The organism is Actinomadura chokoriensis, from assembly GCF_041463665.1.
Lineage (GTDB): Bacteria > Actinomycetota > Actinomycetes > Streptosporangiales > Streptosporangiaceae > Spirillospora > Spirillospora chokoriensis_A.
In genome coordinates this window covers 102,472-115,949 of record NZ_JAXCEJ010000016.1, presented here as the reverse complement: position 1 = coordinate 115,949, position 13,478 = coordinate 102,472, and the positions used below count along the sequence as shown (strand labels likewise).

The window sequence follows — 13,478 nt, the reverse complement described above, 5'->3', positions numbered from 1 at the left end:
GTCACCTCCCGGGGATCTCCGGCGCCGGCAGCGGCACCTTGGCGGGGCCGAGCTTCAGCTCGATCACGTTCGTGGCCAGCACGTGGGTGCGGGACTCGGCCAGGAACCGCCGCAGGTGCGCCTGCCCGCGGTGCGCGGCGAACGCCGCCTCGTCCCGGAAGAGCTGGTAGAAGATCCGCTGCGTGGGGCCGCCGACCACCTCGTGGCAGGCGAAGATCACCGTGTCGGGCTCGGTCGCCAGCGCGGCCTTCACGAGGTCGGCGGCGAGCCGGTCGAAGGCGTCCTCGCGTCCGTCCAGCAGCGTGTAGACGGTGATCTGGCCGCACGCGTTCGCCAGCTCGGCGCCCTTCGGCGCCACCCCGGCGGGGCCGGGAAGCCCGGCAGGCGTGGGGAGCCCGGCAGGCGTGGGAAGCCCGGCAGGCGTGGGAAGCCCGGCAGGCGTGGGAAGCCCGGCAGGGGCGGGAAGCCCGGCGGGGCCGGGAAGTCCGGCAGGCGTGGGGAGCCCGGCGGGGGCGGGAAGCCCGGGGGGGCCGCCGAGGCCGTCGACGGCGGTGGGCCCGGCGGGATTGCCGGACGGGAAGCGCAGCTCCTCGGCGGCCGGCTCGGGGAACCGCAGCTCGCCGCGCCTCGGCTCGGGCGCCCTCGACTCCGGCGAGGGGGTCGGCGCCGGGACGGGCTGCTCGGCCTTCGCCGCGTACGCCTGTCCCTCGTAGCCGCTCGCGGGCTCGTCCCCGTACTCGCCGCGGCCGTCGTACCCCTCTTCTTCCTCGTCGTACACGGGGACGGTGCGCATCCCGCCGTACCAGACCAGGCCGGCGGCGGCGCCGAGCGCGATCACCGCGAGCGGCGCGGGCAGGAACCCGCGGGTGCCGCTGACCACGAGGACGCCCGCGAGCGCGATCAGCGCCATCGGGATCAGCAGCTCGCCGGCCTCCTGGTCCTGCTTGCTGGCCAGCCACGCCGTGACGCCGGTGCACGCGGCCAGGGCGATCACCGCGACGACGTGCGCGCCGTCGACCAGCAGCAGCGGCAGCGCGCCGTAGGTGGAGCCCGGCTTCGGCAGGCTCTTGGAGAGCGAGCCCTTGAGCGGGTCCAGGACGAGGATGACGATCGCGACGACCGTGTAGGAGATCGCGAACAGCCAGGCGGCGAACCGCACCTGCACGTACCGCGCGATCAGCTCGATCATGCCGAGCGCGAGCCAGACCGGCCCGATCAGCGCGGCGCCGAGCTCCATGACGCGGAACAGCGGGCCGTTGAACCCCATCATGAAGCCGAAGGCCATGCACAGCAGGGCGAGCGTCAGCCCGACCTGGGTGAACGACCAGGCGATGAGGTAGAGCAGCCGGTCCTTGTGGGCGCGCTGAACCAGCAACCCCGTGGCCGCCAGGGCACCGAGGGTCGCCAGGAGCGCGAGAAGAGCATCGACCATCGCGCCTAATGGTGCCCGATGCCGCGGGCGGACGGGTAACCGCACCGTGCAAAACCGGTGACCGTGCCACGGAAAGCGCCATGTAACAGGCCATTGCTTCCCGTACCTTCCGGTATCTAGAGTGGCAGATCACGCCGGAGGTCGCGTACGCCCCGAGGAGAACTGCATGAGCAGCTTGTCCCTCGACGCCGGGGTCATCCCGCTTCCTCGGCCTTCCCTGAAGCGCCCCGCCCGTCCCGCCGAGCCGGGGGCCGACCGGGCGGAGCTCCTGAAGGCGCTGGTGCTGCGCGCGCGGGACGGCGACGCCGACGCGTTCGGTTCGCTCTACGACCACTACGTCGAACTCGTCTACCGGTACATCTACTACCGGGTCGGGACGCATTCCCTCACCGAGGACCTGACGAGCGAGACGTTCCTGCGCGCCCTCCGCCGGATCTGCGACTTCCACTGGCAGGGCAAGGACTTCGGCGCCTGGCTGGTGACGATCGCCCGGAACCTGGTCGCCGACCATTTCAAGTCCGGCCGCTACCGGCTGGAGATCTGCACCGGCGAGCTGATCGAGCCGGGCGACCACCACGAGGGGCCGGAGCGGGCCGTCCTGGACGCGCTGACCAACCGGACGCTGCTGCTGGCCGTCCGGCGGCTCGGGTCCGAGCAGCAGGAGTGCGTCGTCCTGCGGTTCCTGCACGGGCTGTCGGTCGCCGAGACCGCGCTGGTCATGGACAAGAAGCCGGGGGCGATCAAGGCGCTGCAGTACCGCGCCGTCCGGTCGCTCGGCCGTATGCTCCCGGACGACCTGCGCCGGTGACGCGCCGCCGCACCCGGTCTTCGGACGGCATTATTGGACTGTTTATCAATTAATCTCCTGGCCGTAACCCGCCGCGCCGCCCGATCGTTTTGCGGGCAGAGGCGCTTTGCGCGCCCGGATTTCCGCGAGGGAGCGGCCGATGAGAACCGGGCTGTGAAGACCAGGCGAGAGAGGACCGTCGAGCGGGGGGACGCGCTGGCCCGGCTTCGGGCGAACGCCACGGGACCGGATCCGCGGTTCCGCGAGACACTGCGTGAACGGCTGATGGCGGCCGCGAACGACGCGAGTGAAGACTGCCGCAACCACCGCCGTGACGGTGGCCATCGGGAGGCGGTTGACTAGGCTTCGCCTCATGCGGCGATTCTGGCAGCGCGACGTGGACCACAAGAAGGCCGGGGAGGCCGCCGCCGCGGCCGCGACCGTCGTGGCCCCGCCGGGCCCGGTCCCCACGCCCGACCCCACCGCGGCGGCGTTCTTCGACGTCGACAACACGATGATGCGCGGCGCGTCCATCTACTACTTCGCGCGCGGCCTCGCCGCCCGCAAGCTGTTCACCATGCGCGACCTCGCGATGTTCGCGTGGGGCCAGGCCGTCTTCCGGATGCGCGGCACCGAGAACTCCGAGCACATCGGCAGCGCCAAGGAGGCCGCGCTCGCCTTCGTCGCCGGGCAGCAGGTCGCCGCGATCGTCAAGCTCAGCGAGGAGATCTACGACGAGGTGATGGCCGACCGTATCTGGCACGGCACCCGCACCCTCGCCCTCCAGCACCTCGACGCCGGCCAGCAGGTGTGGCTCGTCACCGCCACGCCCGTCGAGGTCGCCCGGACGATCTCGCACCGGCTCGGCCTCACCGGCGCGCTCGGCACCGTCGCCGAGACCCGCGAGGGCGTCTACACCGGGCGGCTCGTCGGGAACCTGCTGCACGGCCCGGCGAAGGCGGAGGCCGTCCGCGCGCTCGCCCACCGGGAGGGCCTCGACCTCGCGCGCTGCTCCGCCTACAGCGACTCGGTCAACGACCTGCCGATGCTGACCGCCGTCGGCCACCCGCACGCCGTCAACCCCGACGCCGGGCTGCGCGCGCACGCCCGCGACCACGGCTGGCCGATCCACGACTTCCGCACCGGCCGCAAGGTCACGATGGTCGCGCTGCCCGCCGCGGCGGGCGCCGGCGCCCTCGCGGGCGGCGTCGCGGCCGGCATCGCGCTGCGCCGCCACTACCGCACGAGCTGATCACGTCGACAGTCGCGACCTATCGCGTTTGTCGCCCACGTCCTACCCTGGCGTCGTGACCGCCGAACTGACGCTGCTGACCCGGGTCGCCTGCCGCGGGCGGGACGTCACGAGCCCGCGCCTGCGCGGCCTTCTCGCGCTGCTCGCGGACGAGCCGCGGGCGGGCGTGCCGGTGCTCTGGCTGGTCGAGGGGCTGTGGCCGGACGAGCGTCCCGAGAACCCGGTCAAGGCGCTCCAGGTGCTCGTGTCCCGCGCCAGGTCGCAGCTCGGCGCGGACGTCATCGAGAGCACCCCGACCGGGTACCGGCTGGGCCTGGACGAGGCCAAGGTCGACGCGACCGCCGTGCTGCTCGCCGCGTCCGCGAGCGCACGCCGCTCCCGCGACGGCGACCACGCTGGGGCGCTCGACCGCGCGGACGAGGGCCTCGCGCTCTGGGACGGCCCGCCGGAGCCGACCGGCGGGGACGATCCGGTCTCCCTGCTGCGCGCCGAGAGGGCCGCGACGTACTCGGCGCTGCTCCGCGCCCGCGCGCTGGCCCTGGCGCGGCTCGGCCGGCACGCGGACGGGTTCGACGCGCTCACCGCCGTGGCCCGCGAACGTCCGCGGGACGAGGAGGTCCTGGCCGAACTCCTGCGGTGCGAGGCGTCGACGGCCGGGCCGTCCGCCGCGCTCGCCCGGTACGAGACCTACCGGCGCTCGCTCCGCGACGCGCTCGGCACCGACCCGGGCCCGCTCCTGCAAGGCGTCCAGCAGGAGCTGCTGCGCGACGACGCGCCCGCCGTCCGGAGCGGCGTCGCGCACGAGCCGAACCCGCTGCTCGGCCGCGCCGGCGACCTCACCGCCGTCCTGGACCTGCTGGGCTCGTCCCGCGTCACCTCGATCGTGGGCGCGGGCGGGCTCGGCAAGACGCGGCTGGCGCACGCGGTGGCGCGCGAGGCCCCGCAGCGCGCGGCGCACTTCGTCGCGCTGGCCGGTGTCGCGCGCGACGGGGACGTGGCGGGCGAGGTCGCGTCCGTCCTCGGGGTGGGCGAGGGCATGCGCGGGCCGGCCCGGCCCGGCGACCCGCTCACCAGGATCGTGGACGCGCTCGGGCCCGGACCCGTCCTGCTCGTCCTGGACAACTGCGAGCACGTCGTCGAAGGCGTCGCGGGCCTCGTCGGCGCCCTGGTGTCGATGACCCGTGACCTGCGGGTGCTGGCCACGAGCCGCGCACCGCTCGGCCTGTCGTCGGAGGCGGTGTACCCGCTGCCCGCGCTCGACCTCCCGACGGCCGCCGAACTGTTCCGGCAGCGCGCGCTCGCCGCGCGTCCCAGCGCCGACCTTCCGCCGGAAACTGTCCAGGAGCTGTGCCGGCATCTGGACGGGCTCCCGCTCGCGGTGGAGCTGGCGGCGGCGCGCGTCCGGGTCATGTCGGCGCCGGAGATCGCGCGCGGCCTCGACGACCGGTTCGCGTTGCTGCGCGGCAACGCGCGCGACGCGCCGTCCCGGCACCGGACCATGCACGCCGTCGTCGACTGGAGCTGGAACCTGCTGTCCCCGCCCGGACGGACGGCGATGCGGGCGCTGTCGATCTTCTCCGGCGGTTTCACCCTGGGGGCGGCACGCCACCTGCTGGACGGCGGCGATGCGCTGGACGGCCGGGACGTGCCGGCCGCCCTGGAGGACCTGGTCGACCAGTCACTGCTGACCATGACCGAGGACCGCTTCGGCGCCCGGTTCCGGATGCTGGAGAGCGTCCGCGAGTTCAGCGCGTCCCACCGCGAGGCCGAAGGGGAGACCGAGCGCGCGGTCGGCGGGCTCCTCGCCTGGGCCCGCGAGTTCGGCGCCGCGCACCACGACTCGCTGTTCGGAGCCGAGCCCATCGCGCCGCTGCAACGCGTCCAGATCGAACAGGACAACCTCCTGCAGGCGCTCCGGCACGGCCTCGACCGGCGGGACGGCGCCGCCGTCGCGGCCGTGTCGGCGGTGCTCGCCGGCCTCTGGACGATGGAGTCCGCCTACACGCGGATGATCGTCCTGGCGGAGGAGACCGCCGGGCTGCTGAGCCGGTTCCGGCCCGGCCCCGAGGACGTCGAGGTCACCCGGACGGCGCTGGCGCTGAGCGCGCTGACCTCGGTGATGCTGAAGGGGCCGCGGGTGACCCGCACGCTCGTCGCGCTGCGCCGCCTCCCGCCCGCGCCGCCGACCGGCCTCGCCCGGGCGCTGGCGGTCCTGGTGGCCTCGGCGCCGGAGATCCTCGGCCCGGACCGCACCGCCCTCGACCGGATGTGCGCGAGCGACCGGCCGCCGCTCGCGGCCCTCGCGAACTGCGTCGCCGGGTACGTCCGCGAGTACTGCGGCGACCTGCCCGGCGCGCTGGCCGCCACGGAGTCGATGGTGGCGGTGACGGAGGAGGAGGCCGCGCCGCTGCCGTGGCTGCGGCTGATCGCGCACTCCCGGCTCAGCGAGCTGCTGATGCAGGTCGACGAGCCGGAACGGGCCGAGCACCATCTGCTGGTCTCGCTGGATCTCATCGACCGGTACGGATGGCCCGACATGTTCGGGCTGCTGTGGGCGCTCGCGGCGGTCAACCTCCAGCTCGGCCGGTTCGACGAGGCGGAGCACCGGCTCGCCCAGTCGCTCGCCGGCGGGTCGCAGGAGTCGCCCGGCGCGGGCACGTTCAGCCTCGGCGTGCGCGCGGAGATCGCCTTCGGGCGCGGCGACGCCGAGACGGGCCTGCGGCTCTGGCGCGAAGCGGTGGAGCACCTCGCGGGCGAGGAGGTCCCCGGCCCGGCGCCCGGACTCGACCCCTGGACGCTGGAGACCCACTCCGTCACCGTCGTCGCCCACGCCCGGCACGGCCGGCTCGACCTCGTCCGGGACGTCGCCGCCGGGCTGTCCGGCAAGCTGTCCGCGCTGCTCGCCGAGCCGCCGCTCCCGATGCCGTCGTCCTTCATGGAGCTTCCCGTCTGCGGCGCGCTGCTCCTGGCGCTGGCCATGGCCGACGACGACCGTCCCCGCGCCGCGCGGCGGATCGCGCTGGCGGAGCGGCTGCGGTACAGCCGCTCCTTCCAGCCGACCATGTCCCCCGCCGCGGCCCGCCGCGCCGCCCTGGACGCCGACGAGCCGGCGTACCGCGCCGCCGTGGCGGAGTACGCCGGCCTGGACCGTCCGGGACTGCGGGACGCGGCGCGAGCGCTCGCTACCGGGGCGCCTTCCGGTTGAACAGCGCCTTCGAGATCGTGTAGCCGGCCACGGCGAGCCCGGCGCACCACACCGCGGAGACCACCGCGTCGTCCCGGCTCGGCGCGTCCATCAGCAGCCCGCGCAGCGTCTCGATGATCGGCGTGAACGGCTGGTACTCGGCGAACCACCGCACCCCGGCCGGCATCGACTCCGGCGGAATGATCGCGCTGCCGACGAACGGCAGGAACTGCACGATCAGCGGCGTGTTGCTCGCCCCCTCGGGGTTCTTCGCCATCAGGCCGAACATGACGCCCACCCAGGTCAGCGCGAACGTCAGCGCCACGAGCAGGCCCGCCGCGGCGAGCCAGTCGAGCACGCCGCCGCTCGTGCGGAAGCCCATCGCGATGGCCACCCCGATGACCGCGGCCGTGCTGATCAGCGTCTGGATCATGCTGCCGATCACGTGGCCGGTGAGGAGGGACGCCCGCGCTATCCCGAGCGTCCGGAACCGGTCGACGATGCCCTCGGTCATGTCGACGCAGACGGAGACCGACGTCTGCAGGCATCCGGACGCGACCGCCATCAGGATGATCCCGGGCGCCACGTAGTTGATGTAGTCGCCCTTGGCGGCCCCGCCGACGCCCGCGCCGAGCGCGTTCCCGAACACGCCGACGAAGAGCAGCATGATCAGGATCGGCATCATCATCCCGGCGACCGTCAGGGACGGATAGCGCAGCGCGTGCCGCAGATTGCGGCGCAGCATCGTCGCGGAGTCGGTCACCGCGAGCGAGAGCGTGCTCATATGGAGGTCACCTTCTCCCCGGCGAGGGGCTTGGTGAGGGCGAGGAACACGTCGTCCAGGTCGGGGGTGTGCACGGACAGCCCGTCGACCTCGACCGCCGCGTCCTCCAGCCGGCCGAGCAGCGCCCGCAGCGACCGGACGCCGCCGTCGCTCGGCACCTGCAGCGCGAGCGCCTCGTCGTCCCGCGTCCCGGCGCCGAGCGCCCGCACCGCCGCGTCGAGCCCGGCATGATCGGCGAACCGCAGCCGGAGATGCCCGCCGGGGACCAGCCGCTTCAGCTCCTCCGACGTCCCCTCGGCGACGATCCGGCCGCCGTCCAGCACCGCGATGCGGTCGGCGAGCCGGTCGGCCTCGTCCAGGTACTGCGTCGTCAGGAAGACCGTCACGCCACCCTTGACCAGATCGCGGATGATCTCCCAGGTCGTCCGTCGGCTGCGCGGGTCGAGGCCGGTCGTCGGCTCGTCCAGGAAGATGATCTGCGGCCCGCCGATCAGCGTCATCGCGATGTCCAGCCTGCGCCGCATCCCGCCCGAGTAGGTGGCGGCCGTCCTGTTCGCCGCGTCCGCCAGATCGAACCGCTCCAGCAGCTCGTCCGCCGCCGCGCGCCCTCCGACCTTCCCCAGCCGATGCAGGTCGGCCATCAGGATCAGGTTCTCCCGCCCGGTGAGCAGCCCGTCGACCGCTGCGGACTGCCCGGTGACGCCGATCGACTTGCGCACCCCGTCCGGGTCCCGCGCCAGGTCACACCCCGCGACCCGCGCCTCGCCGCCGTCCGCGCGGATCAGCGTGGACAGTATCCGCACGGCCGTGGTCTTCCCCGCGCCGTTCGGCCCGAGCAGCGAGAACACCGTCCCGCGCGGCACCTCGAAATCGACCCCGTCGAGGACGACCTTCTCCCCGAACGCCTTCCGCAGCCCGACCACCGAGATGGCCGTCTGCCCAACCGCTGTGTTCATGCGCCACACCGTGGCCGCCCCCGCCTTCACCGCACTTTCAGCCCGGTTTCAACGGGTTTCAGGGGTGACCAGGGGAGACGGACCCTGACATGCAGTGGCGCCCGTCAACGCGTCAGGGAACCTCCGGAGGCGCCGGAACGCCGCCGCCGAAAGCCCCATGCAAATCAGCGGCGAAGCGCCGCCAGCCCACATCAGGGTTCGGCTCGTACCAGCTGACGGGATCCTCGCGAACTCCCACGGCCCAGACCAGGTGGAACAGCCCCGACTCGCGCATCCTTTGACACATGATCACGGCACGTTCGAAGTAGGAGCGCCCATCGAAGATCGGGTCGGCTCCCCCGAAGGCGGTCTGGACCTCGACCGGGTTGAGGCTTTCGGGGGTGAGACCCATGACGAACACATAAGCCCGCCGCAGATTCCGTGGGAGTCTCCCGTTGAGTTCCGCCTGTCGCAGGTCCTCAGCCATCCCGAAAATCTCATCGGCACGGTTGTTGAGGTTCTTGCCCTCGCTTCCCTTCATTGATTTGTACTCCACGACGAGCACGGGACAGCCCTGCTGGAGTACGAGCAGGTCCCATTCTTTGGATGGTCGGTAGTACCCCGGCAGGGTGGCCTTGCGGTTGGTGCGGATCTCCAGGTCGGAGGCGCCGGTGCTCCGTATCTCGTCCACGATCAGGGTGTTCAACCCGGCGAGATGCCCGGCCCCGGTGACCGCTGATCGGTTGCCCTCCTGCGCGTTGCCTCCGGTTCTCGATCTCTCTTGTTGCTCGCGACGCACTCGAACCCACTGCTCGAGGGCGCTCTGAACTCTTTGCTCGGCCGTTAAACCCATCGACTGCTCCGGGGGAGGGAGAAAGAAATCAGGGAAGCGAGTTCATCCCATATGCGCGCAGGGCTGCGGCTGTGGCGGCGGCCCGGTCACGTGTTCTGAAGGCCACGACAAGCTCTTCCGCCACGCTTGCAGATATCTGCTCCGGGCGGGGAGCATGGACTCTCCGGAGATACTGAGCCTGGAAACGCAAGGTCTTCCCGCGCATCTTCACGCAGTATGCCGAAATCTGACGCTCGACGACCTCAGAGAGAAGGAGACCGCCCAGGGCTTCCAGATCCCATTTCTGAGACACCAAGTAATAGAGATTGTGATGCGGGTAATGGCCGCCCGGCTCAAGCACCGGATTCGGCTGTCGCTTCATATCCTCAAGAAGGAGTTTCGGCTGTTCAGTCAGGGATGAAGTGACGCGGTCGATCGTGCGAAACCAACTCGCAGGTGACCGCTTTGAGATCGAACGGCGCAGGACTGCGGTCGCGTTCCGGCTGAGGTACTCGGACAAGCGAGGCCACTCGTCCAGGTCGACGAGACCGTCCTCGTCCCAAGGGTTGACCAGGTAATGCCCCGTCCAAGCGTAAGTGCCGCTCTTCACGTCGGCGGACATCGCGAGCGGCAGCATGCGTTCAGGCTCGGCCGCCTCGGCGTCCCGTGTGATGTATACCGCGTCGGCTCCGGTCGCGACGCCGATCCCTATCCTGGTTCCGGCCCCGCGATCCTCGAGCGGGGGATGGCGATCTTGCAGCTCTTCAAGCCACGCCAGGACCTCGGGAGTTCCATCCGGCCATGAGTCGGCCGTGCGGTGCCAATGCGGCAGGCGTGATCCACTGACCGTTGCGCCGTGGAGCGGGCCTCGCGCCCGAAGATTCGACCAGGCCGCGAAGTCCGCAGCGGCCTTGGAGTCGAAGGACTCGCCCGCTTCGCCGATGCCCACCTCACCTTGCGGTGCACGTTTGAGAACCGTGATCGCCGGATAGGCGGAGACCTCGTTCTCGAACGCGGCGACGTCGTGCATCACCAAGCAGGAGTCGACGGCGAAGCCGCCCTCGACGATCTTCTCCCGCAGACGCCGCCCGTACTGGTTCCGCATCCAGCGATCGGCACAGATGAATGCCAAGGTGCCGCCCTCGTCAAGCAGGTCGAGGCCACGTTCGAAGAAGCCGATGTATATATCGGCCCTACCACCCATCGTGGGGCAGGTTCGGCGGTATGCGGCAAGCAGGCCGGGGGCCACGTCTTCGATGCGAATGTAAGGCGGGTTACCGACCACATAATCCACACCACCCGCGACCCTGTCGAGAAGGAAATCCCCTTCTCGTACCCAGGCGGTAGCAAGCCGGTTGGCCGTTTCAGCCGGACAGCCCGACCTGGTGAGCCGTCCTGCGACGAGCCTTCGGCAGGTGCGCACATGCCTGGGCTGAACGTCCATGGCGAGGATGGCCGGGAGCAACTCGTCCCAGGGCCTGTCGGGCGAGTGCTTCTCCTTGGCCTCAAGCAGCCGGTCCAGGACTGGCATGAGGAAGGCGCCGGACCCGATGGCGGGCTCTACGAGCCTTCTCGCTGTCAGGTCCGTGTCGACGGAGTAGCCGCAGAGATCGAGAATCAGCTCGACGATCCACCGCCGGGTGAAGACCTCCCCGTACTGAACGGGGACAGTTCCTGCGTTCGGGGGCGTGTCGGTGAGGCTCCCACCCGGCTCCGTCAGCATGGCCTTCATCGTAGATGCACCAGGTGACATGACAGCGCCGCCACACAGGACGCTTCTCCCACCGCGTTCGGCGCGCTCGAAGCGGGGCTCACACCGGCGTCCGGCCCGGCTGCCGCCGCAGCGAGACTCAAGCGGCTCATTGCCCACCCGCAAGCCGGATCGCCTCACGTAACACTGCACGGGGAACGACGAGAATCGGCCCCTCAAGGTTCTTCGAGTCCCGAATGGCCACCGCGTTCTCCGTACTGGCCAGCTCGACGCACTGGTCACCATCACTGCTGCTGTGGCTTGACTTGCGCCAAGTCACGTCCCGCATCACGCCTCCTCACTCCTCCGCGAGCCTGATCGCCGCACGCAATGCCGCTGGACGGACGAGCAGGGTCGGGCCATGGGGGTCCTTCGAGTCACGGATCGCCACACCGTGCCTCGCTCCAGCCAACTCGACACACTGGCCACCGTCACTACCGCTGTGGCTCGATTTGCGCCAGCTCAGCTCTCGCTTCATGTCTTCCACTTCTCTTCGATTGTGTTGTTGATCAAGTCGACACTCATGTTGACCGGGAGGGCCTGCGTCCACATTGCGTCGAACTTGTCCTTAAGTTTGGAGATGTCCTTCCGCCTGTCCATCATGATGCCACGTGCGGCAGTCTCTACATAACCAATCTCCTCCCCGTCTGGCATCGTCGCAAGAGTGAATGTCCCCTGATTCCCAGGGTGCGGTGCGCCGTTGGGGATGACCTGGACGCTGAGCCGGGGACCAACGGCTTCCACGAGGCGCTGGAGTTGAACCTCCATCACTTGTCGACCACCTACGTCGTACCACAGCGCCACCTCGGGGAGTAGATACACGAGACGTGGAGGGGCTGGAGCTTCCCGAGCGAGGATTGCCTGCCGCGCCATCCGAGCCTCGATCGCCTCTCGATCGCCGAAGAGAAGTGTGCTCGCATACTCCTCGGTCTGCAGGAGGCCGTAGATGACCTGGGGCTCGTAGACCTTGAGGGTTCCGGCGTCCTCCTCGACTCCGGGCCACTTGCGGAACCACTCGGGGAAGCCGTCCTTCTTGTCGCCGAACAGGCCGTCGTGAAGGTGGGCGAGGGCCTGCCTCGTGTCGAGGGTGTTGTCGCAGTGTTCGGCGAAGTTCCGTTCGCAGTGGGATTCGGCGCGTTCGACGGCACCGATGAACGACGGGCTGTAAGGGATCTTGTCCGCGAGCTGCTTGATGCTGTGGTCCGCGAGGACGCGGTATCTGCGGACTTCTGATCCGAAAAGGTCGAGGGCACTGTTCGACGGCGTGAGGCGCTTCGGGGGCTGCGGCATTGCGTCTCCCTATGACCAGCCATGACCAGCGACGACCAGTGGTCGGGGGCCATGGTCCGAGTTTGCCTTGTGGCGTTCCTTTCGCATTTCCCAGCATGACACTTTGCGCGATGCTCGGCCAGGAGATGACGGAAACAGAGGCCGGGATGTTCGATGCGAACGTTTTGACAGTTCCCCCCGAAACGGGCAAAGCGGAATTCGTTATCGCACCTGCCCGGCAAATCAGGCAGGACGGAGTGGTTCGTCATGATGTCTCAATTCACAAGGGAAGCCGCCGAATCGCGCGATGAGAGCGGGGCGACGCTCGTCCTCGCACCGACCGAGCAGGCGCCTGCCCAGGCGCGGCGGTTCGTCGCCGCGCGCTTCGCCGCATGGGGTGTAGCCGACGACCTTGCCGGGCGGACAATCGCCTCCGAACTGGTCACGAACGCGCTGCTGCACGGGGAAGGCCCGATCGTCCTCCGGGTGTTCCAGGACGAGCGCGACGGCCTGCCCACGATCGAGGTCTGGGATGGCGGCGCCGGGCAGCCGGTCGTCCAGCCGCAGAACTGCGGGGCGATCGGCGGGCGCGGGCTTCACCTGGTGGCCGGTCTCGCCCACGACTGGGGGACGCGCCCGCTGCTGGAGGGAGGGAAGCTCGCGTGGGCGAAGTGCGGGCTCTAGCCGTCCGGGCGGAACGCCACCTGCTGCGGTGGCGGACCCGTCGGGGCGATGAAACGGCCACGCGATACCTGGACGAACTGGCGGCGGCGCTCGCTCCGCAGGGCTGGCGGTTCGTGAAGTTCTACCGGCGCGAGGAGTTCCCCGTCCCCGTCCCGCTGCTGTGGGTCCACGCGCGGGCGACCAAGGACGTCGGAATCGTGGTCAGCGTCCTCGCGGTCCCCGGACGCGCCTGGGCCTACCACGACGCGCAGCGGGGGGCGGCACGGCTACCTGTGCCTTTGCGGGGACGCCGAGACGGCCGCCGCTCAGATAGACCGACTCCTCAAACACCGCCTCTTTCCGGCCACCTGGTGATCGCCTCTTGTGCCCACGCGGCGAGAAGGCGTTTCCTCGCGGGAGGTGCGCTGTGACCGTCTTCGTTGTCTCCGCCATCGCCGTGAGTGCGGCGCTACTCGCGGGTTCCGCGACGCTCCTCGTGGCGAACCGGCGGCGTCCGAGGTACGTCGGCCGCCACCGCGCGATGTTCTGAGCCCGACCAGGCGGAATCCTTTTCGGCCGCACAGCCTATG

General features: G+C 70.5%; 14 protein-coding genes. 6 read left to right on the top strand and 8 right to left on the bottom strand.

Annotation, left to right across the window (positions count from 1 at the left end; all coding sequences use genetic code 11):
* Position 1: 1 nt before the first annotated feature.
* The gene (locus SM418_RS23955; RefSeq protein ID WP_371943391.1) at positions 2-1,432 is read right to left on the bottom strand and encodes an antibiotic biosynthesis monooxygenase; all 1,431 of its coding nucleotides are present in this window, start codon (positions 1,430-1,432) and stop codon (positions 2-4) included.
* A 166-nt stretch (positions 1,433-1,598) separates the two neighbouring features.
* Between SM418_RS23955 and SM418_RS23950 the strand changes: the two genes are divergently transcribed.
* The 3 genes from SM418_RS23950 to SM418_RS23940 all read left to right on the top strand — a co-directional run bounded on the left by SM418_RS23950 (position 1,599) and on the right by SM418_RS23940 (position 6,676).
* Entirely contained in the window at positions 1,599-2,240 is a 642-nt protein-coding gene (locus tag SM418_RS23950) for a sigma-70 family RNA polymerase sigma factor (protein WP_371943390.1), read from the top strand.
* A gap of 352 nt (positions 2,241-2,592) precedes the next feature.
* Positions 2,593-3,471, top strand: a complete 879-nt coding sequence (locus SM418_RS23945; protein ID WP_371943389.1) for an HAD family hydrolase — start codon at positions 2,593-2,595, stop codon at positions 3,469-3,471.
* A gap of 55 nt (positions 3,472-3,526) precedes the next feature.
* Complete coding sequence (locus SM418_RS23940; protein ID WP_371943388.1) at positions 3,527-6,676, top strand: ATP-binding protein; 3,150 nt, start codon at positions 3,527-3,529, stop codon at positions 6,674-6,676.
* On the opposite strand, the gene SM418_RS23935 is transcribed toward SM418_RS23940, so the two are convergent.
* The 7 genes from SM418_RS23935 to SM418_RS23905 all read right to left on the bottom strand — a co-directional run bounded on the left by SM418_RS23935 (position 6,654) and on the right by SM418_RS23905 (position 12,246).
* Positions 6,654-7,439: an ABC transporter permease gene (locus SM418_RS23935; RefSeq protein WP_371943387.1), complete on the bottom strand. Its 786-nt coding sequence runs from the start codon at positions 7,437-7,439 to the stop codon at positions 6,654-6,656. The genes SM418_RS23940 and SM418_RS23935 overlap by 23 nt on opposite strands.
* The gene (locus SM418_RS23930) at positions 7,436-8,395 is read right to left on the bottom strand and encodes an ATP-binding cassette domain-containing protein (protein WP_371943385.1); all 960 of its coding nucleotides are present in this window, start codon (positions 8,393-8,395) and stop codon (positions 7,436-7,438) included. The genes SM418_RS23935 and SM418_RS23930 overlap by 4 nt, the downstream gene beginning before the upstream one ends.
* Before the next feature lie 112 nt (positions 8,396-8,507).
* Positions 8,508-9,227, bottom strand: a complete 720-nt coding sequence (locus SM418_RS23925) for a PaeR7I family type II restriction endonuclease (RefSeq protein WP_371943384.1) — start codon at positions 9,225-9,227, stop codon at positions 8,508-8,510.
* Positions 9,228-9,255: 28 nt separating this feature from the next.
* A complete protein-coding gene (locus SM418_RS23920) occupies positions 9,256-10,929 on the bottom strand; it encodes an Eco57I restriction-modification methylase domain-containing protein (RefSeq protein WP_371943383.1) in 1,674 nt (557 codons plus the stop codon).
* Positions 10,930-11,065: 136 nt separating this feature from the next.
* Positions 11,066-11,245, bottom strand: a complete 180-nt coding sequence (locus SM418_RS23915) for a DUF397 domain-containing protein (RefSeq protein ID WP_371943382.1) — start codon at positions 11,243-11,245, stop codon at positions 11,066-11,068.
* Between the two features lie 9 nt (positions 11,246-11,254).
* Positions 11,255-11,434 (bottom strand): DUF397 domain-containing protein, encoded by a 180-nt coding sequence (locus tag SM418_RS23910; protein ID WP_371943381.1) that lies wholly within the window; start codon positions 11,432-11,434, stop codon positions 11,255-11,257.
* A complete protein-coding gene (locus SM418_RS23905; RefSeq protein WP_371943380.1) occupies positions 11,431-12,246 on the bottom strand; it encodes a helix-turn-helix domain-containing protein in 816 nt (271 codons plus the stop codon). Before SM418_RS23905 ends, SM418_RS23910 begins: the two co-directional genes overlap by 4 nt.
* Before the next feature lie 246 nt (positions 12,247-12,492).
* Between SM418_RS23905 and SM418_RS23900 the strand changes: the two genes are divergently transcribed.
* Genes SM418_RS23900 through SM418_RS23890 form a run of 3 tightly spaced genes read left to right on the top strand, consistent with a single transcriptional unit; the run spans position 12,493 to position 13,438 of the window.
* Entirely contained in the window at positions 12,493-12,909 is a 417-nt protein-coding gene (locus SM418_RS23900) for an ATP-binding protein (protein WP_371943379.1), read from the top strand.
* Positions 12,888-13,319: a hypothetical protein gene (locus tag SM418_RS23895; protein ID WP_371943378.1), complete on the top strand. Its 432-nt coding sequence runs from the start codon at positions 12,888-12,890 to the stop codon at positions 13,317-13,319. The genes SM418_RS23900 and SM418_RS23895 overlap by 22 nt, the downstream gene beginning before the upstream one ends.
* The gene (locus SM418_RS23890; protein WP_371943377.1) at positions 13,316-13,438 is read left to right on the top strand and encodes a hypothetical protein; all 123 of its coding nucleotides are present in this window, start codon (positions 13,316-13,318) and stop codon (positions 13,436-13,438) included. The genes SM418_RS23895 and SM418_RS23890 overlap by 4 nt, the downstream gene beginning before the upstream one ends.
* Positions 13,439-13,478: the final 40 nt, after the last annotated feature.

Bases quoted from the DNA above. Each gene is read 5' to 3' on its own strand.
- SM418_RS23955 (WP_371943391.1), bottom strand. From the start codon at position 1,432: ATGGTCGATGCTCTTCTCGCGCTCCTGGCGACCCTCGGTGCCCTGGCG.
- SM418_RS23950 (WP_371943390.1), top strand. From the start codon at position 1,599: ATGAGCAGCTTGTCCCTCGACGCCGGGGTCATCCCGCTTCCTCGGCCT.
- SM418_RS23945 (WP_371943389.1), top strand. From the start codon at position 2,593: ATGCGGCGATTCTGGCAGCGCGACGTGGACCACAAGAAGGCCGGGGAG.
- SM418_RS23935 (WP_371943387.1), bottom strand. From the start codon at position 7,439: ATGAGCACGCTCTCGCTCGCGGTGACCGACTCCGCGACGATGCTGCGC.
- SM418_RS23930 (WP_371943385.1), bottom strand. From the start codon at position 8,395: ATGAACACAGCGGTTGGGCAGACGGCCATCTCGGTGGTCGGGCTGCGG.
- SM418_RS23925 (WP_371943384.1), bottom strand. From the start codon at position 9,227: ATGGGTTTAACGGCCGAGCAAAGAGTTCAGAGCGCCCTCGAGCAGTGG.
- SM418_RS23920 (WP_371943383.1), bottom strand. From the start codon at position 10,929: ATGCTGACGGAGCCGGGTGGGAGCCTCACCGACACGCCCCCGAACGCA.
- SM418_RS23915 (WP_371943382.1), bottom strand. From the start codon at position 11,245: ATGCGGGACGTGACTTGGCGCAAGTCAAGCCACAGCAGCAGTGATGGT.
- SM418_RS23910 (WP_371943381.1), bottom strand. From the start codon at position 11,434: ATGAAGCGAGAGCTGAGCTGGCGCAAATCGAGCCACAGCGGTAGTGAC.
- SM418_RS23905 (WP_371943380.1), bottom strand. From the start codon at position 12,246: ATGCCGCAGCCCCCGAAGCGCCTCACGCCGTCGAACAGTGCCCTCGAC.
- SM418_RS23900 (WP_371943379.1), top strand. From the start codon at position 12,493: ATGATGTCTCAATTCACAAGGGAAGCCGCCGAATCGCGCGATGAGAGC.